General features: G+C 61.5%; 14 protein-coding genes. 7 read left to right on the top strand and 7 right to left on the bottom strand.

Translation table 11 applies throughout. The features are described 5' to 3' along the window. Nucleotides 1-122 precede the first annotated feature (122 nt). A complete protein-coding gene (locus HDE79_RS12940) occupies nucleotides 123-890 on the top strand; it encodes a YdcF family protein (protein WP_184602386.1) in 768 nt (255 codons plus the stop codon). Nucleotides 891-920: 30 nt separating this feature from the next. Here the strand turns inward: HDE79_RS12940 and HDE79_RS12935 are convergent, their stop codons facing one another. Beyond that, nucleotides 921-2351 (bottom strand): aldehyde dehydrogenase family protein, encoded by a 1431-nt coding sequence (locus HDE79_RS12935; RefSeq protein WP_184602385.1) that lies wholly within the window; start codon nucleotides 2349-2351, stop codon nucleotides 921-923. 169 nt (nucleotides 2352-2520) lie between these two features. Here HDE79_RS12935 and HDE79_RS12930 point away from each other — a divergent pair, with 169 nt between their 5' ends. After that, nucleotides 2521-3291, top strand: a complete 771-nt coding sequence (locus tag HDE79_RS12930) for a slipin family protein (protein WP_184602384.1) — start codon at nucleotides 2521-2523, stop codon at nucleotides 3289-3291. 13 nt (nucleotides 3292-3304) lie between these two features. Here the strand turns inward: HDE79_RS12930 and xseA are convergent, their stop codons facing one another. Both xseA and HDE79_RS12920 read right to left on the bottom strand, forming a co-directional pair. Continuing rightward, a complete protein-coding gene (gene xseA / locus HDE79_RS12925; protein ID WP_184602383.1) occupies nucleotides 3305-4651 on the bottom strand; it encodes an exodeoxyribonuclease VII large subunit in 1347 nt (448 codons plus the stop codon). Between the two features lie 110 nt (nucleotides 4652-4761). Further along, nucleotides 4762-6225 (bottom strand): phospholipase D-like domain-containing protein, encoded by a 1464-nt coding sequence (locus HDE79_RS12920; RefSeq protein WP_184602382.1) that lies wholly within the window; start codon nucleotides 6223-6225, stop codon nucleotides 4762-4764. 101 nt (nucleotides 6226-6326) lie between these two features. Between HDE79_RS12920 and HDE79_RS12915 the strand changes: the two genes are divergently transcribed. Beyond that, nucleotides 6327-8288 carry an acetyl-CoA hydrolase/transferase C-terminal domain-containing protein gene (locus tag HDE79_RS12915; protein ID WP_184602381.1) on the top strand — a complete coding sequence of 654 codons (1962 nt, stop codon included), beginning with the start codon at nucleotides 6327-6329 and terminating at the stop codon, nucleotides 8286-8288. A 16-nt stretch (nucleotides 8289-8304) separates the two neighbouring features. On the opposite strand, the gene HDE79_RS12910 is transcribed toward HDE79_RS12915, so the two are convergent. Further along, nucleotides 8305-9546 carry a GAF domain-containing sensor histidine kinase gene (locus tag HDE79_RS12910; protein ID WP_255488405.1) on the bottom strand — a complete coding sequence of 414 codons (1242 nt, stop codon included), beginning with the start codon at nucleotides 9544-9546 and terminating at the stop codon, nucleotides 8305-8307. A gap of 126 nt (nucleotides 9547-9672) precedes the next feature. Between HDE79_RS12910 and ispG the strand changes: the two genes are divergently transcribed. Then, nucleotides 9673-10932, top strand: coding sequence for a flavodoxin-dependent (E)-4-hydroxy-3-methylbut-2-enyl-diphosphate synthase (gene ispG / locus HDE79_RS12905; RefSeq protein WP_184602380.1), 1260 nt, complete (start codon nucleotides 9673-9675; stop codon nucleotides 10930-10932). A 70-nt stretch (nucleotides 10933-11002) separates the two neighbouring features. Beyond that, nucleotides 11003-11833 carry an aldo/keto reductase gene (locus HDE79_RS12900; protein WP_184602379.1) on the top strand — a complete coding sequence of 277 codons (831 nt, stop codon included), beginning with the start codon at nucleotides 11003-11005 and terminating at the stop codon, nucleotides 11831-11833. A gap of 42 nt (nucleotides 11834-11875) precedes the next feature. On the opposite strand, the gene aat is transcribed toward HDE79_RS12900, so the two are convergent. Continuing rightward, nucleotides 11876-12589 (bottom strand): leucyl/phenylalanyl-tRNA--protein transferase, encoded by a 714-nt coding sequence (gene aat / locus HDE79_RS12895; RefSeq protein WP_184602378.1) that lies wholly within the window; start codon nucleotides 12587-12589, stop codon nucleotides 11876-11878. Nucleotides 12590-13023: 434 nt separating this feature from the next. Between aat and HDE79_RS12890 the strand changes: the two genes are divergently transcribed. After that, nucleotides 13024-14166 (top strand): hypothetical protein, encoded by a 1143-nt coding sequence (locus tag HDE79_RS12890; protein WP_343205961.1) that lies wholly within the window; start codon nucleotides 13024-13026, stop codon nucleotides 14164-14166. 176 nt (nucleotides 14167-14342) lie between these two features. On the opposite strand, the gene HDE79_RS12885 is transcribed toward HDE79_RS12890, so the two are convergent. Together HDE79_RS12885 and trxB are read right to left on the bottom strand one after the other, a co-directional pair. Continuing rightward, on the bottom strand, nucleotides 14343-15476 hold the full coding sequence (locus tag HDE79_RS12885; protein ID WP_184602377.1) for a GNAT family N-acetyltransferase: 1134 nt from the start codon (nucleotides 15474-15476) through the stop codon (nucleotides 14343-14345). Nucleotides 15477-15547: 71 nt separating this feature from the next. Next, entirely contained in the window at nucleotides 15548-16549 is a 1002-nt protein-coding gene (gene trxB, locus HDE79_RS12880; protein WP_184602376.1) for a thioredoxin-disulfide reductase, read from the bottom strand. A 243-nt stretch (nucleotides 16550-16792) separates the two neighbouring features. Between trxB and ald the strand changes: the two genes are divergently transcribed. Then, nucleotides 16793-17857 carry an alanine dehydrogenase gene (gene ald, locus HDE79_RS12875; protein ID WP_184602375.1) on the top strand — a complete coding sequence of 355 codons (1065 nt, stop codon included), beginning with the start codon at nucleotides 16793-16795 and terminating at the stop codon, nucleotides 17855-17857. Nucleotides 17858-17870 lie beyond the last annotated feature (13 nt).

Genomic DNA, 17870 nt, shown 5'->3' with positions numbered 1-17870 from the left:
AGGTCATTCGTCACCGCTGTGTTTCCTGCAAAGAACGATTCAGCCAATCGGTAGGGCGTCCTGAAGACGCTGGCTAGCGGGCTGCGTTACGCTGGACACATTCGCCATTAGATACCGGTGTCATGACGCTGAGCCTGTTCGGAGTGCTTGTTCTTTTGTCAGCAGCAGCCAGCTGGGCGCGTAGGCATTTGCTGGCGCGCAGTATTGCTTTTTTTACAGTGGTGCTTTTTCTGGCGATAGCCTGTGGCCCGGTGACGGCCTGGCTGCTCGATAACCTGCAGCAGAACTACGCGACGACGCCTTTCGTGCAATGGTCATCGCGCAACGCCATCGTGCTTCTCACCGCTGGCACCACCCGGATCAGCGACGGTGATCCGCTGCAGCCGACACTATTTGCCAACGGCCGCATCATTCAAGCGGCTGTGCTTTATCGCAACTGTAAATCGACCGGCAAACAGTGCCTGGTGCTGGTCAGCGGTGGTGATCCGCAGCATCACGGCATGGCCGAATCGACGGTTTACGCCGGCGTGTTATCCAAGCTGGGCGTGTCGCCGCAGGATATCCAGGCCGAAACGCTCAGTAGAAATACTTTCGAGAACGCCCGCTACAGCCGGAGTCTGATGCTTGCCTACGATCCGCAAACGCTGGTGCTGGTGACATCGGGCATTCATTTGCGTCGTAGCCTGATCTATTTCGAGCATTTCAGCATGCAGCCGATCCCCGTCAGAGGCGATCAAGTCGAGGCGACATGGGCGTTTTGGCCACAGGCGTTCAATCTTGGACTTTTCGACGTTGCCCTGCATGAATACATCGGCATCGCGCAGTATCACGTCTACGAAGCGCTGGGATGGAACACGATGCCCGTGGCAAAGCCCGCCGGCCACGCATAAGCAGCCGATGGTGGGAGTAGCAATGCGCGGTCAGCGTTCGCGCATCACCATCAACCGCAGCTCGGTCATATCCTCGATCGCGTAACGCACACCTTCGCGGCCCAGGCCCGAGAGTTTTACGCCGCCGTACGGCATGTTGTCGACGCGAAAGCTGGGGATGTCATTGACCACCACGCCGCCTTGTTCCAGTTCGTTCCACGCGCGCATGGCGTGCTCCAGGCTGTCGGTGAAAATGCCGGCCTGCAGTCCGAAGTCCGAGTCGTTGACCATCGCAATGGCGTCGTCGAACTTGCTGAAACGGGCGAGCAGGGCGAATGGGCCGAAGGCTTCCATCCGGTTGGCCTTGGCATCGGCCGGCACGTTCTCCATCAGCGTGGCGTCGAGCATGTTGCCGTTGCGCTTGCCGCCGCACAGCAGCTTGCCGCCGGTCTTGCGCGCCTCTTCGATCCAGCCGTGCAGGCGTTCTGCCGCGGCCACGTCGATCATCGGGCCGAGAAAGGTTTCCTTCAGTTTTGGATCGCCAGCCTTAAGCTTTTTCACGGCGGTAACCAGCTTCTTTTTCAGCGTGTCGTAGATGGCGTCATGCACGTAGATTCGCTGCACGCCGATGCAACTCTGGCCGGACTGGTAGAACGCACCGAATACCAGCCGCTCGACCACGTAGTCGAGCTTCGGGCCTTGGTCAGCATCGACGATGCAGGCCGCGTTGCCACCAAGTTCCAGCGTCACTTTTTTGTGGCCAGCGCGCGCCTTGAGATCCCAGCCGATCTGGCCGCCGGTGAAGGACAGCAGCTTGAAGCGTTCGTCTTCGACCAGCGGATCGGCATGTTTGCCGTCCAGTGTGAGGATCGAGAACGCACCTTTCGGCAGATCGGTCTCGGCCAGTACTTCACCAATGATCAGTGCGCCAATCGGCGTTTTTTCCGAGGGCTTCAGTACAAACGGGCAGCCGGCGGCGATGGCCGGCGCCACTTTGTGCGCGACCAGGTTCAGCGGAAAATTGAATGGACTGATCAGCGAAACAGGACCCAGCGGCACGCGACGGGTATAGCCGTGGTAACCGTCCAGACGGCTGGCCAGCTCAAGGTTCAGCGTTTTGCCATTGGTGCGCACAGATTCCTCAGCGGCGATCTGAAATGTCTCGATCAGTCGGGTCACTTCGCCCGCCGAATCCTTGATCGGTTTGCCGGCTTCGATGCACAGCGCTTCAGCCAGCTCGTCGCGACGTTCCGCAAAGCGCCTGGCGCAATGCTGCAAAACCGCCTGCCGCGCCCACGGTTTGAAATCGCGCATCGGCTTGGTCGCTTTCACGGCCGCGACGATCGCCTTTTCAGTCGCTTTGGCATCCGGCACGGCAACGCGGGTGGCGACCTTGCCGGTGTACTTGTCCAGCACTTCCAAGTCGGTGTTCGGCTGCTGCGGCTGGTTGGCGAGGTAGTAGGGGTAGGTTTTCTTGAGCATGGCGGGGAGTCCTGCGAGCTGTAATTCTCCAAGCATAGAAGAGCGGCATGTTCAGCGATTGTGAGATGCAGTCAATTCGCTTGAGTCGCCGTTGGCGCAAGGCGCTGGCCCGACTGGGCGGGCGTACAATGATCGCCTGCAACTTCCTCATGTCGTGGGTGCAACGTCCATGTCCGTTCTGATACCGATTGTTTTTATCGCGTTTCTGCTTATTTCCGGTCTTCGTGTATTGCAGCAGTATCAGCGCGGTCTGGTGTTCCGGCTCGGCAAGTACGAGACCACCAAAGGCCCGGGTCTGACCTGGATCATTCCGGTCATTGATCGCATGCTGATGATCGACATGCGCGTGGTTACCCAGGACATCGAGCCGCAGGAGACCATGACCAACGACAACGTGCCGGTGAAGGTGCGTGCGGTGGTCTGGTACAAGGTGATCAACCCCGAACGCGCAATCGTTGAGGTAGCCAATTTCGAGGACGCCGTACGTCAGACCGCGCTCACCAGCCTGCGCAGCGTGATGGGCCAGCACTCGCTGGACGAATTGCTGAAGGAACAGGAGAAGCTCTCGAGCATGCTGGGCGACATCATCGACAAGGTCACCGAACCATGGGGCGTGATGGTCGATCGTGTGCAGATCAAGGATGTGGAAATTCCACAATCCATGCAGCGTGCCATGGCGCAGGAAGCCGAAGCGCATCGCGAAAAGCGCGCCCGCATCATCAAGGCCGAAGCCGAGCACGACGCCGCGCTCAAGCTCACCGAAGCGGCCGCCAAGATGGCGCATATGCCGATGGCGATGGAACTGCGCCGTATGCAGATGCTGACCGAAGTCGGCGCCGAGCAGAACACGATGACCATCGTGATGATGCCGTCGGAGTTTGTCAGTGCAGCGAGTGCGCTGGTGCGGTTGGCGGATAATGCGACGGGTAAATCGGGTTGATGCCAGCCGTTGATCAGTCGCTCTGCACCTTGATTCGCAGCTGGCCATCGGCAAGGCGGGCCACCAAGGGATCCCCCGGCTTCGTCGCAGCGACAGAGCGCAACACGTGCCCGCCTTCATCAAACAAGATGGCGTAACCCCGATCCAGTGTGGCCAGCGGACTCACCGCATGCAGTGCGCGACTGGTATGGCGGATGGACGTCTGCTTGCGTTCGAGCGTCAGGGCGATTGCGCGGCGCAGGCGCTGATCCTGTTCGGCCAGCCGGCGTGCAAGCAATGGCAGTCGTGCGCGTGGGTGTTGGGCGAGCAGGCGATTGTGCAGGCGTTCGAGTCGCGTCTGGCGCTGCTGGCTTTGTTCGCGCAGCACGCCGGTCAGGCGGCGCTGCAAGTGGATCAGGCGCTCGCGGTCGCGTGCCAAGCGCGCCTGCGGTCGCTGCGCCTGCAGGCGTGCGAAAAGGTGATCGACGCGCTGCGAGTGTGCCTGCAGCTTTCGCTGCTGCAGGGTGAGCAGGCGCTGCTGCAGTTGTTGCAGGTGACGGATGGTTGCCACGGCATCGGGCACCAGTAGTTCGGCGGCGGCTGACGGCGTCGGTGCGCGCAGATCGGCGACGAAGTCGGCGATGCTGAAATCGATTTCGTGACCGACGGCGGAAACGACCGGTACGGCGCTGGTGTGGATGGCGCGTGCGACAGCCTCGTCGTTGAACGCCCACAGATCCTCGAGCGAGCCGCCACCGCGGGTCAGCAGCAGCACATCGTAGCGTCCGCTGGCCGAGGCCTTGTTGAGCATTTTGACGATCGCTGGTGGGGCTTCGCGGCCCTGCACGGGCACCGGCAGCACCTCGACATCGGCCAGTGGCCATCGTCGCGACAGGACGCTGAGCACGTCGCGCACGGCAGCGCCGGTGGCCGAGGTGATTACACCGATGCGCTTGGCATAGCGGGGCAGTGGACGCTTGCGCGCTTGCGCGAACAGTCCCTCGGCATCGAGCCGCGCCTTGAGCTGTTCGAACTCGCGCTGCAGTGCACCTTCGCCGGCTGGCTCCATCGATTCGGCGACCAGCTGGAATTCGCCGCGTGGCTCGTACAGGCCGACCTTGGCGCGCAGCAGCACCTGCATGCCATCCACCGGGCGAAAGCGCAGCGATGCGCTCTTTGGTTTGAACATCGCGCAGCGCACCTGGGCGCCGCTGTCCTTCAGGGTGAAATACAAATGCCCCGAGGCGGGCTTTGCCACATTGGACAGTTCACCCTCGATCCACACGAACGGAAACACGTCGCCCAGCAGGTCGCGAACCAGCCGGTTGAGCGTGCTGGGGGTCAGAATCGATCGGGTGGGGGTGTCGTTGGGCGCAGACATGGGAGGGCGAGCCTAGCATGGGTGATGTCACCCAGCTGTACGAAAATATCCATCGGGTGCAGTTTTACCGACGCGGCAAGCGGCATTGCAGCGATGCCATCGGCTCCGGATCAGTCGTCGTCAGTGGCTTGTGCATTGCGCAGCTGGCGCTTGCGCAGTCGCCAGCTGCGAATCGCGAGATTCAGCGCAAACCATGCAGCGAACAGTGCGAAAGGCCACGCGACCGACGCAGGCCAGAGAATTGCCACGATAGTCAGCGCAACCAGGGCGAGCGTGCCGATCAGCATTGGACCTATCGAGACATCGCCGAGCACGCGACGATTGGTCAGTACCGCGCTCATGCTGTTGGCGATTCGCAGTGCGCCGACGGCAGCGCGGCTGGAGCTGCCGCCGGCATGGCGGACGCGTGGTGGTCGTGTTTCGCTGCTGCGCACTTTTTCGGTGGTGCGATGACGGCGCTTGCGCGGCACCAGCACGATCTCGGTGGCGTTTTCCAGATCGCGTTCATATTGCGCGGCGAGCTGGCCGGCGAAGCCTTCGTCCTCTACCGCTACGTCGATTTCGTGATTGCCCAGCCAGCTGGCGATATTGAGGTTGGACGAGCCGACGCGCGCCCATTGGCCGTCAGCCACCGCCGTCTTGGCGTGCAGCATCGAGCCATTCCACTCGAATACGCGGATACCGGCTTTCAGCAGCGGTCGGTAGCCCGCGCGCGACATGCCGGCGACCGCCGGAATATCGCTGCTGCCTGGTACCAGCAGGCGTACGTCCACACCGTCGCGCGCGGCCGAGATCAGCGCCTGCACATACGGCGACACGCCGACGAAGTACGCATCGGTGAGCCATAGGGTTTTACTGGCCATGGCGGCAATCAATTGATCGAGCCGATACATGCTGGCGCTGGCCGGTTGCGTGGCGATTACTCGCACATCGGTCGAGCCGGCCGGTTCTGCAGGCTCCATGGAGCCTGAAAACTCGGGCAGGGCCGCGCCCATGCCACTCCAGCTTTGCGCAAACGCGGCCTCGATCTCGGTCACCGCCGGGCCGCGTATCGCCACGCCGGTATCGCGCCACGGCGGCACGTTGCGCGAGGCATTACCCAGCCACTTCGCGCTGATGCATACGCCGGAGAGAAAGCCCTGTAGGCCGTCGATCACCAGCAGTTTGCGATGGTCGCGGCTGATCCAGCCGAACGGTTCGCCCAGCTGCGGCGGGTTGAACACGCGCACATTGCCGCCGGCGGCGCGTAGCGGTTGCCAGAACGCGCTGCGCGATTGTCCCAGGCAGCCGGCCCAGTCGGTGATCACCGCCACCAACACGCCGGCCTGCGCGCGTTCGATCAGCGCATCGCGAAATTCGCGGCCGACTTCGTCATCGCGAATGATGTAGTTCTCCAGCAGTACCCGATGCTGCGCGCCGCGGATGGCCTTGAGCCAGACGGCGTAATGCACGGGTGCGTCGATCAGCAGCTCGACAGCATTGCCGGTGATCAGCGGCGCGCCGGCGGCACGGCTAAGCGCCTGCTGCGCGAGCAGGCGATGAATAGGGGAGGCGATCAATGGTTTTGCAGGCATGCGATGAGTCTAGGTCATGGTTCGTCAAGGTGCCGACACCTCGCACACTCGATTCTTTCGCATCGCTATATTTGTCGACCTGATCTGGCATCATCCTGCGCATGCCGATCCAGCACCGACTGAGCAACACTGAAGCGTGCGCGAAGCAGATTGCCGATCACGTTGGCGTAGATCTGCGCATGGCTGCGCCGCTGGGTTTGGGCAAGCCGCATGGGTTGCTCAACGCGTTGTATCGGCTGACAGCGGATGACGCCGGCCGCTCGATGCGCTTGTTCACGGCACTGTCCCTGACGCGACCGCAGCCAAAGCCGGGACTTGAGGCGCGTTTTCTCAAGCCATTTCTGCAGCGGCACTTTGGCGCTGATCAAGTCGATCCGCAATACGCGCTGGATCAGGCCCGTGACGCGCTGCCGTCGAATATCGAGGTGCACGAGTTCTACATGCAGTCGGGCGCGTTGCTGCATTCCGGCGCAGCGCAGCGCAACTACATCAGCCAGAACTACACCCACGTGGCGCGAGATCTGGCGCTGCAGGACATCAACGTGTTGGTGCAGCTGGTGGCGCGGCGGGAAGGCTCTGACGGCGTGCGTTACAGCCTGTCGTGCAATCCGGATCTCACGCTCGATCTACTGCGGCAGATCGAAGCCGCCGGGAAGCCGCGGCCTTTGTGTGTGGCAGTGGTGCATCCGGATCTTCCGTACATGGGCGGCATGGCCGAAGTGGTTGAAGATTTTTTCGATCTTGAGCTGCGTCCCGATGCTTCGCCGCGCCTGTTCGCTTTGCCGCGTCTGCCGGTTGATACCGCCGAATACGCCCTCGGCCTGCATGCCAGCGCGTTGGTGAAAGACGGTGGCTGCCTGCAGATCGGCATCGGTGCGCTGTCCGATGCGCTGGTCAAAGGGTTGTTATTGCGGCAGCAGGAAAATGCCCAGTGGCAGCGTGCGTTGGCGGCACTGGATACGACGGGCAATACGCAGGCGATAGCCGAACGCGTCGGTGGGCTAGCGCCATTCGAGCAGGGTTTGTACGGCGCCAGCGAAATGGTGCTCGATGGCTTCATGCACCTGCAGCGCGCTGGCGTGCTCAAGCGTCGCAGCTGGGACAATCTGGCGCTGGAGCGTGCTTCCGCCAGCGGCAGGTTGAACCCGGCGACGCCGGGCGGCCATTATCTGCGTGGCGCGTTTTTTCTCGGTACGCGCGAACTCTACGACTGGCTTGCCGCGACCGAGGCGGCCGATCCGGACGCGATCGACATGTGTCCGGTTTCCAACGTCAATCATCTGTACGGCGATCATCAGGCGCTGGCGACACTGCAGCGGCGCGGTGCACGTTTCTTCAACACCTGCATGATGGCCACGTTGCTCGGTGCAGCGGTGTCCGACACGCTCGACGATGGCGGTGTGGTCAGCGGTGTGGGCGGCCAGTACAACTTCGTGGCGATGGCGCACGAATTGCCGGACGGTCGCTCGGCACTGCTGCTGCGTGCAACCCGCAAAGTGCGCGGCGGCATCGACAGCAACATCCGCTGGAACTACGGTCAGGCCACGATTCCGCGTCATCTGCGCGATCTGTACATCACCGAATACGGCGTGGCCGACCTGCGCGGCAAGAGTGACAGCGAATGCATCGAGGCGATGCTGTCGATCAGCGATGCGCGTTTTCTCGAAGCGCTGTGTGCCGAGGCGAAATCGCACGGCAAGCTGGCCAGGGACTTTGTGATTCCCGACATCTGGCGACGCCATACACCGGAGCATTTGCACGAGGCGCTGGCGCCGTTTCAGCAGAAAGGCTTGCTGCCGAAGTTTCCGTTCGGCAGCGATTTCACCGAGACCGAACAGCTGCTGCTTGGCGCGCTGACGTGGTTGCAGTCAGCGCAAGCGACATGGCTCGGCAAGTGGCAACTGTTGCGCGCGGCGGTGAATCCGGGCGCACCCGTATACGAAGAGCTGGCGGCGCTGGTGCGGATGAATCTGGAACATCCGCAGACCTTGGCCGAGCGTATTGAGCGGCGTCTGCTGCTCGCCGCACTCCGCCGAAAAACGTCGAGCGGCCAGACTGGATAATCCAGGATGCGCTGATTCAGGCGCGCGGCAGTTCTACCGAAAACCGGCTGCCGCGGCCGAGCGTCGATTGCACGCGAACCCGGTGGCCGAGTGATTCGGCCGTGCTGCGCACGATCCACAACCCCAACCCCAAGCCTTCGCTGCGTGTATCGACCTGGCGGAACGCGCCGAACATTTCACCGGTTTGCAGATCGTCCATGCCCATGCCGGTATCGATGATTTCCACCACGACGCGATCGCCGCGGCGACGGCAGCCGATCAGTACGGAACCGTGCTTGGTGTATTTGATCGCATTGCCCAGCAGGTTGCCGAGCAGGGTTGCCAGCAGGGTCGGGTTGCTGAGCACACGCAGGTGGGTCGGCACGCTTCGCAAACGCAGACCCTTGGCCAGCGCAGGTTGTTGCCAGTTACCGAGTATCGGCTCCAGCACCTCGCTGAGGTCGAAGCCAGCTTGATCGGGCGCGACCGTTGTTCCTTCGGTACCGGCGATCGTCGCCAGTTGGGTGAACTCGCGATCAATCCGCGCCAGCGCCTCGGTGGCGACATTCAGCGGCGCGCCCTGCTCGGGGCTCAACTCGCGTTGCACTTTGCGGATGGCATACGCTGCCGAGCGCACCGGTGTCTTCAGATCGTGTCCGGCAATCGCCATCAGTTGGCGTCGGTAGTGGTTGGATTCCTGCGCCTGCGTGAGCAGTCGGCGCAATTCGATCTGCGCCATGGTCTGGCGGGCCAGTGCCCGCAACGCTTCAGCCTGCTCGGGGCTCAGCTCGCGTGGTTGCGTGTCCAGCACACATACCGTGCCCAGCGGCAAGCCGTCGGCGGTGCGCAGTGATGCGCCAGCATAGAAGCGCAGATGCGGTTCGCCGGTGACCAGCGGGTTATGCCGAAAGCGTTCGTCCTGCAGCGTGTCGGGCACGATAAATACGTCGGTCTGCTGGATCGCATGCGCGCAGATCGAGCTGCTGATCGGCGTTTCGCTGACACCAATACCGATTTCGCTCTTGAACCATTGCCGCTCACGATCGACCAGACTGACCAGCGCCATGGGCGCGCCGCAAATCAGCGCCGCCAGCCGGGTGATGTCGTCGAAGGCGCCTTCACGCGGGGTATCCAGAATGCCGTAGCTGTGCAGGGCGCCCAGTCGCATGGCTTCGGCCGGCATTGGTGCTGGCAGGGTGCAGTTCGCCACGTGAGGCGAGGCGGAGTGGTCAAGCTCGGTCATTTGGCGATGAGGCAGGCAGAAAAGGGGAGGGCGCATGCTGGGAAGCCGCGAAGTCGGCGCAGCTTAAGCCACTGTCTTGAGGTTGTCTTGGTGCATGCGGAGCATCGGGTATCCTTGGCGTTTGTCGCGCCTCGTTGCGCTTCGCGTTTCCGGTTACCTCTTATGAGCCACGATTCCTCGTACAAACCCCGCCTCGCCGAGTCCGCCCAGCGTCGCCCCAGTGTCAGTGTGCAGATCGGCAAGATCATGGTCGGTGGCGGTGCGCCGATCGTGGTGCAGTCGATGACCAACACCGACACCGAAGACCCGGTGAGCACCGCCAAACAGATCGCCGAGCTGGCGCGCGCCGGTTCCGAGCTGGTGCGCATCACCGTGAATACACCGGCCGCCGCCGCCGCGGTGCCGCGAATCGCCGAACGGCTGGCGATGATGGGCGTGGACGTGCCGATCATCGGCGACTTCCACTACAACGGCCACCAACTGCTGGAGGCCGAGCCGGCCTGCGCCGAAGTGCTGGCCAAGTACCGCATCAACCCCGGCAACGTGGGCTTTGGCAAGAAGAGAGACAGTCAGTTCGGCGCGATCATCGAGAAGGCGATCCAATACAAAAAGCCGGTACGCATCGGCGCCAACTGGGGCTCGCTCGATCAGAGCATGGTCGCTACGCTGATGGACGAGAACGCCAAACGTGCCGATCCGTGGGATGCTTCGCACGTGGCGCGTGAGGCGTTGATCCGTTCGGCGCTGGATTCCGCCGCGCGCGCCGAGGAAATCGGCCTAGCCCGCGATCGGATTATCCTGTCGTGCAAGGTATCGGGTGTGCAGGAGCTGATCGCGGTCTATCGCGATCTGGCCGCGCGCTGCGACTACGCCCTGCATCTCGGCTTGACCGAGGCCGGCATGGGCTCGAAGGGCATCACCGCGTCCAGCGCCGCGCTGGCCGTGCTGCTGCAGGAAGGCATCGGCGACACCATTCGCATCTCGCTCACGCCCGAGCCCGGTGGCGCACGCACCGGCGAGGTGATCGTGGCGCAGGAGCTGTTGCAGACGATGGGCCTGCGCTCGTTCACACCGCTGGTCACCGCATGCCCGGGCTGCGGTCGTACCACCAGCGAATTTTTCCAGGAGCTGGCGAAAAAGGTGCAGGAACACGTGCGCGAGCAGATGCCGGTGTGGCGTATCAAGTACGACGGCGTGGAGAACCTCACGCTGGCGGTGATGGGTTGCATCGTCAATGGACCGGGTGAATCCAAGCACGCCAATATCGGCATTTCGCTGCCGGGCAACGGCGAGTCTCCGGCGGCGCCGGTGTTCATCGACGGCGAAAAGGCAATGACCCTGCGTGGCGACAATATCGCCAGCGAATTCGTCGGCATTCTCGATGGCTACGTGGCCAGTCATTACGTTTCGCGCACGGATTGATCACGCCGCTTTCAGGGGTGGATGGTGCATGGTTGCTCCTTAGGTTTTGAAACTGATGGAGCAACACCGCATGACTGACAAGCAACCCCTGTTGAAGCTCAACGATGGTATTTACGCGCCGCAGCTCGGTTTCGGCGTCTTTCTGATCGACAACGCGCAGGCCACTGACGCAGTCGCCACCGCGCTGAAGGCTGGTTACCGTTCGATCGACACGGCGGCGTTCTACAAGAATGAAAAAGGCGTAGGTGAAGCCATCCGCGATTCGGGCCTGTCGCGCAGCGACATTTTTCTGACGACCAAGCTGTGGAACGGCGATCAGGGCTTCGATGCCACGTTGAAGGCCTTCGATGCCAGCATGGACAAGCTCAAGCAGGATTACGTCGACCTTTATCTGATCCATTGGCCGTGTCCCGCGAAAGACCTGTACGTCGATACGTTCAAAGCCTTCATCCGTTTGCGCGATGAGGGGCGCATCAAGTCGATCGGTGTATCGAATTTCCAGCCGAAGCATCTCGAGAAACTGATCAAGGAAACCGACGTCGTACCGGTAGTCAACCAGATCGAGCTGCATCCGGATTTTGCCCAGGTCGATGTGGCCGGCTTCAACAAGTCCAAGGGCATCGTCACCGAAGCCTGGAGTCCGCTCGGGCAGGGTGGCGATCTGCTGAAAAACAAGATCATCAAGGAAGTCGCAGACGCGCATGGCAAGACTGCTGCGCAGGTCATCATCCGTTGGCATCTGCAGCTGGGTCATATGGTGATCCCGAAATCGCAGACCCCGTCGCGTATCAAGGAAAACTTCGACGTGTTCGACTTCGAGCTGAGCAACGATCAGCTGAAAAGGATCAACGGTCTCGATGGTGGCAACCGCATGGGTCCGAATCCCGACGAGCTCAACTGAGCTTGGTTTGAAGTGGCGGAACGGCTCATTCGGGCCGCGCCGTCAAGGCAGGAAAGTGGGCGTCGCGTCTTGCCAGTTTCCAGAAGGAACATGCATGGCCGTGAGCGCGGCTACCTGCGCGAGAAAATCGTCTCGCGCTATTTCGACAGCGCCCATGCTGATCAGATGCGGATTAGTCACCTGCGCATCAAGCAATGGATAGCCACGCTCCGCCAGTAGCGCGCATAGCGCGATCAGCGCAGCTTTCGATCCACCGCTGACGGCACTGAACATGGACTCGCCACAAAACAGTTTGCCGGTTGCCACGCCGTAGATACCGCCGACGAGATTCGTTCCATCCCAGATTTCCACGCTATGCGCATCGCCGCGATGATGCAGCGCTTCATACGCTTGCATCATTGCAGGACTGATCCAGGTGCCGCGTTCCTTCGCCCGCTCACCGGCACAAGCGCGAATAACGCGATCGAACGCGCGATCTACCGTCACCGTCCAGCCACAGTTCGCCAGCGATCGACGCGTGCGCCGGCTGACATGCGGAGCGTCGGTGTGAAATACGCAGCGCGGATCAGGTGACCACCACAGGATCGGCTCACCTTCGTTGAACCAGGGAAAGATGCCGTGGCGATAGGCGTCGAGCAGGCGATCGGGTGAGAGATCGCCACCGAAGGCAAGCAGCCCGTTCGGCTGGCTCAGCGCACGCTGCGGATTTGGAAAGGCTTCGAGGACTCCTGCATGCAGCTGCGGCAAGACGATCATGGTTCGACGCGGGTGGATACGTATGGCGAGTGCTCCATCAACGATTTGTGCGCCGTCAAATCAAAATTCGCGTTGACTAGGCAGTGATGCAAATGCGAACTGGCTTGCAGAAAGCGACGCATCATCTTGCGCTTCTCCCTCGCGCAGACTCGAAGGCCTGCAGCTTGCGGGCGATGCGGAACTCGACGTCAAGGTCGTCATGGCAAAGTGGAAAATCCGCTGGATGGAGATATGAGTTCATTTCTACAGAGAGAACCTTGAAAGCCATCCAGTAGTCAAGGTCGTCGGGCCAGACAGTTGCGTGTCTTTTTCGCATGTTCTTGCGCCAACAACCTATGAGCATCACTGAAAAAACCTCCAGTAGCCAAGTCTTTTTGGGCAGAGATAGATTTCAACGTTAAAGCTGAAAAACCTCGTTTCCAAAGTTTCATTTGATGGTGCTGTACATGTTTTGGGAAGTCGACTCTTGGATGGTCCAGAGCCGAAAACAATGGGAGAGATGTATGCATTTGAAGATGAAACCGGCTGCACGTTGCATGGTTCAGGTCGCGGTTCTGGCAAGCCTTGCAGGCGCGGCGTGGCTTCCATCCGCTGTCGCCGCGCCAGCAGCGGGCGATGAGCAAATGGTCAGTCAGGCAGAAACGCAGGCGCGAGCGAGCTGGCGCGAAGACATCTCGCACACCACTCCGCCGACGGAAGGCTGCTTTCACGCCACATATCCCAGCATCCTTTGGAAGCAGGTCGGATGCAATGTGGTGACCCCACGCAGCCATCCGCTCCCACGCAAGGTGTCGCGCCTCAGCTCGCTGTCTGGCGGAGCGCAAACGACAGGCAACGGTGATGATTATGCTGCAGAAGTTTCGGGGCTGATCACCGGAACGGTCGGAACCTTTCCCTCGGTGACTGGCGTGACATCGGAACAAAGCGTCGGCGTTGCCGCGTTTGGTGGTGGCGGTATTCTCGGCTCGAACGAATATACGCTTCAGATCAATTCCAACGCGAATGCGACCACCTCCGTTTGCAAGAGCCACTCCGGTTGCACGGTGTGGCAGCAATTCATTTATTCGCCGGATTACAGCACCCAGGGCGAGGCGGCGGTGTTCATGCAGTATTGGCTGATCGGCTATGGCGGCAGTTCGTGTCCGAGCGGATTTGGAAGCGATGGCGGTGGCGATTGCTATAAAAACAGTGCGGCCGTAACAGCACCCGATGTGCCGATTACCCAGCTTGCGAATCTGAAGCTCTCGGGCACCGTTGCGTCCGGCGGCAGCGATACGACGGTCTTCACCGATGGCACCGAGGCCTACACCATCAGCGCCAATGATAGCGTTCTTAAAATTGCCACTGTGTGGAATGAGTCGGAGTTCAATGTCGTCGGCAACGCCGGCGGATCGGACGCTGAATTCAACTCGGGCTCATCGGTTACGGTGAATGTCGCCGTGACCTCCGGCAGCACGGCGGCGCCGACTTGTGTTGCGAATGCCGGCACGACCGGAGAAACCAATAACCTGACTGCGGGCAGTTGTACTGCCTCCGGCGGATCGTCGCCGTCGATTCAGTTTACCGAGTCGAACTGAAGTCCAGCGTAGCTATCCACCGATAGCCGGCTAGGTTTGGAGGCCGAGGGGAGAGATTCCCTCGGCCTTTTTATGGGTGAGGATTATGTGTGTTGGCTTTTGGAGTTCAGAGAATATTTTGTCTGGATCAACACGAGCAGCCCGTTGAGTTCTACTCTTCTGCTCCGGCAAAATAATCATGGCCCTGGGCGAGTCGAGGCATATGGCGAGTGCTCCATCAACTCTCCGTAATAAGCCTCGCGCGAATGCGCTTCATGCACCAGGGCGTTGCGCACCGCGAGATCAAAACTCTCGTTGACCAGGTAGTGGCGCGAATGCGTGCGGGTTGGCAGAAAGCCGCGTGCCATCTTGTGCTCACCTTGCGCGCCGGGCTCGAAAGTCTGCAGCTGATTGGCGATGCAGAACTCGATGCCGAGGTAGTAGCACAGCTCGAAATGCAGCCCAGGCACCTCGACCACGCTGCCCCAGTAGCGGCCATAGAGCGTGCTGTTGCCAACCATGAATAGCGCCATCGCCACGATGCGTCCGTCCATGCGCGCCGTGGCCACCTGCACACGATCGCCCAGCGAGCGGCCGAGGTGCCGGAAAAACGGCAGCGTCATCGCGGCATGGTTGCCTTTCATGTCGAAGGTGGTTTCGTAGAGCGCGTGCAGCACGCGCCAGTCGCTGTCGCTGATCGTGCTGCCCGCTTCCATGGCGATCTGCAGGCCGGAGTCGCTGGCTTGGCGGCGCTCCTGGCGGATGTTTTTCCGCTTCTTTCCCGTCAGCCCGGTGAGAAACGCTTCGAAGTGCCGGTAGCCGCGGTTGTGCCAGTGAAACTGCCAGTCGAAGCGCTGCAGCCAGCGCTCATCGAACGCGGAGAGGTCGGTCTCGAGCAGAAAATTGACGTGTGCCGACGACAGCCCGAGCCGCTCGGTTTCGGCCACAAGCCCGGCGACCAATTTTCTCTTGTCGGTATCGTTGGTGGCGAGCAGGCGCGGGCCGGGCACTGGCGAGTAGGGTGCGGCGCCGAGGAGCTTCGGATAGTAATCGCCGCCCGCGCGTTCGAAGGCATTGGCCCAGGAAAAGTCGAACACGAATTCGCCGTGCGAGTTGCCTTTCAGATACGCCGGCGCTGCGGCGACCAGTTTGCCGTCGTGGTAAATAGCCAGATGATGCGCCTGCCAGCCGTAGTCGTGGCGCAGGCAGCCGTGTTCTTCCATGCCGCGCAGAAAGGCGTAACAGACGAACGGGTTGCCATCGGCGATCAACGCATCCCACTGCGTAGCATCGACGCTGGCCAGATTGTCGAGAACATGGATTTCGGTCATGACGCTGTTACGGTAACGCAGGCTGCCAACGCCGGCGCAGCCTGCATTTGATCAGCCTCGTACCGTGGTGGTCAGCCGACAGTCGCAGGCACGGCGATTTCGGGTGTTGCTACCGCGTGCGTTTCCTGCTCAAGCCATCGCTCGGCGTCGAGCGCGGCCATGCAACCGAAACCGGCCGAGGTGATCGCCTGGCGATAAACGTGATCGGCCACGTCGCCGGCGGCAAACACGCCGGGTACTGAAGTCATCGTCGCCATGCCCTTGAGGCCGGTTTGGATCTGGATGTAGCCGTCGTGCATCTCCAACTGCCCGTCGAAGATGCCGGTGTTTGGCGTATGGCCGATCGCCACGAAGAACCCGGTCGCCTCGATCTCGCGGGTGACGCCGGTCTCGACATCCTTCACGCGCACCCCGGTGACGCCGGAGTCATCGCCCAGCACCTCGTCGATACCTGCGTTCCACACCAGCTCGATCTTGCCGGCAGCGGCTTTCTCGAACAGCTTGTCCTGCATGATCTTTTCGGCACGCAGCTTGTCACGGCGGTGTACCAGGTAAACCTTTTTCGCGATGTTGGACAGGTATAGCGCTTCCTCGACGGCGGTGTTGCCGCCTCCGATTACCACCACGTCCTGCTCGCGGAAAAAGAAGCCGTCGCAGGTGGCGCAGGCGGAGACGCCGCGGCCCTTGAACTTCTCTTCCGAGGCAATGCCCAGGTATTTGGCGGTAGCGCCGGTGGAGATGATCAGCGCATCGGCGGTATACGTGCCGGAGTCGCCCTTGAGCACGAACGGGCGCTGCTTCAGGTCCACTGAATGAATGTGGTCGAAGATCATTTCGGTATGGAAACGCTCGGCGTGCTCGGCCATGCGCTTCATCAGTTCCGGACCCTGCAGACCCTCGACATCGCCCGGCCAGTTATCCACGTCGGTGGTGGTCATCAGCTGGCCGCCCTGCTGCAGGCCGGTGATCATGGTCGGCTTCAGGTTGGCGCGCGCGGCGTACACCGCCGAGGTGTAGCCGGCGGGGCCGGAACCGAGGATCAACAGGCGGCTGTGTTTGGTGACGGTGCTCATGGGTATAATCCTTGGGTTTGCTGGACGCTTTGATCGCAGCTTGATAGTCGTTCGCGTCGTCCCTGTGTCAGTCGAAAGGACTGTTCGGGACGGCAGCTTTCCATCCGCAAGGATGGGGAACGCAGCCCTGCGATTCAAGCGTTACGGCTATTGACGTTTACCAACCCCAATACAACTTAGAAACCAACCCTATCTGGCGCCTCCCCACAGCGCCTGCAATGACAACAACAGGACTGCCTCCTCATGCGTATCGGTATCCCCTCCGAAACCAAGACCCTCGAAGGTCGTGTTGCCTTGGTACCCGCCGCCGCCGCCGATCTGGTGCGCCGTGGGCACGAAGTGTTCATCCAGGCCGGTGCCGGCCTGAAAAGCGGCTTTTCCGATGAGGCGTACAGCAGCGCCGGCATCAAGATCGCGGCGGATGCCGCGGCGCTGTATGAAGCCGGCGAGCTGATCGTCAAGGTGAAGGAGCCGGTCGCTGGCGATCTGGCACTGCTGAAAAAGCATCATTTGCTGTTCTGCTACCTGCATCTGGCCGCCGAGCCGGCGCTGACCAAGAGCCTGCTGGATATCGGTCTGACCGGCGTGGCGTTCGAATCGGTGGAAGAAAACGGCGTGTTGCCGCTGCTGCTGCCGATGTCGGTGATCGCCGGCCGTATCGCCACGCAGATCGGCACCACGCTGCTGCATCGTCCGCAGGGCGGCAAGGGCAAGCTGCTGGGCGGCATGGCCTCCACGCCGCGCGGAAAGGTGGTTGTGCTGGGCGCCGGTGCTGCCGGTGGCAATGCGGCTGCGCTGGCCGCCGCTGCCGGTGCCAATGTGGTGGTATTCGACAAGCGTCAGGATCGCCTGGCCGAAATGATGGCGATGGGCCCGAACGTGACGGCGCTTTACGCCTATGAGTCGTCGGTGGCCGAGGAAGTGCGCAATGCCGACATCGTGGTCGGCGCCGTGCTGATCCCTAGCGCCAAGGCGCCGCGGGTTGTCACCGAAGCCATGGTCAAGACGATGGAGCCGGGCAGCGTGCTGGTCGATATCTCCATCGATCAGGGCGGCTGCTTCGAAACCTCGAAGCCGACCACCTGGAAGGAGCCGACCTATGACGTGCACGGCGTGACGCATTTCTGCGTCACCAATATGCCGGGCGCGGTGCCGCAGACCTCGTCGGTCGCCATTTCGGCGGCGATCCTGCCGTACGTGCAGCGTCTGGCCGGCGGCAACGAGTGGCGCGATTTCGAACCGCTGCGCGTCGGCATCAATATTGACGGCGGCAAGCTGGTGCATCCGGCATTGCAGGGTATGCTCTGATCAAGACGGAAAA

Origin of the sequence: Rhodanobacter sp. MP1X3, assembly GCF_014207165.1 — a bacterium.
GTDB lineage: Bacteria > Pseudomonadota > Gammaproteobacteria > Xanthomonadales > Rhodanobacteraceae > Rhodanobacter.
This window is presented reverse-complemented; position numbering and strand designations above follow the sequence as displayed.

Bases quoted from the DNA above. Each gene is read 5' to 3' on its own strand.
- HDE79_RS12940 (WP_184602386.1), top strand. From the start codon at position 123: ATGACGCTGAGCCTGTTCGGAGTGCTTGTTCTTTTGTCAGCAGCAGCC.
- HDE79_RS12935 (WP_184602385.1), bottom strand. From the start codon at position 2,351: ATGCTCAAGAAAACCTACCCCTACTACCTCGCCAACCAGCCGCAGCAG.
- HDE79_RS12930 (WP_184602384.1), top strand. From the start codon at position 2,521: ATGTCCGTTCTGATACCGATTGTTTTTATCGCGTTTCTGCTTATTTCC.
- xseA (WP_184602383.1), bottom strand. From the start codon at position 4,651: ATGTCTGCGCCCAACGACACCCCCACCCGATCGATTCTGACCCCCAGC.
- HDE79_RS12920 (WP_184602382.1), bottom strand. From the start codon at position 6,225: ATGCCTGCAAAACCATTGATCGCCTCCCCTATTCATCGCCTGCTCGCG.
- HDE79_RS12915 (WP_184602381.1), top strand. From the start codon at position 6,327: ATGCCGATCCAGCACCGACTGAGCAACACTGAAGCGTGCGCGAAGCAG.
- HDE79_RS12910 (WP_255488405.1), bottom strand. From the start codon at position 9,546: ATGCGCCCTCCCCTTTTCTGCCTGCCTCATCGCCAAATGACCGAGCTT.
- ispG (WP_184602380.1), top strand. From the start codon at position 9,673: ATGAGCCACGATTCCTCGTACAAACCCCGCCTCGCCGAGTCCGCCCAG.
- HDE79_RS12900 (WP_184602379.1), top strand. From the start codon at position 11,003: ATGACTGACAAGCAACCCCTGTTGAAGCTCAACGATGGTATTTACGCG.
- aat (WP_184602378.1), bottom strand. From the start codon at position 12,589: ATGATCGTCTTGCCGCAGCTGCATGCAGGAGTCCTCGAAGCCTTTCCA.
- HDE79_RS12890 (WP_343205961.1), top strand. From the start codon at position 13,024: ATGGTGCTGTACATGTTTTGGGAAGTCGACTCTTGGATGGTCCAGAGC.
- HDE79_RS12885 (WP_184602377.1), bottom strand. From the start codon at position 15,476: ATGACCGAAATCCATGTTCTCGACAATCTGGCCAGCGTCGATGCTACG.
- trxB (WP_184602376.1), bottom strand. From the start codon at position 16,549: ATGAGCACCGTCACCAAACACAGCCGCCTGTTGATCCTCGGTTCCGGC.
- ald (WP_184602375.1), top strand. From the start codon at position 16,793: ATGCGTATCGGTATCCCCTCCGAAACCAAGACCCTCGAAGGTCGTGTT.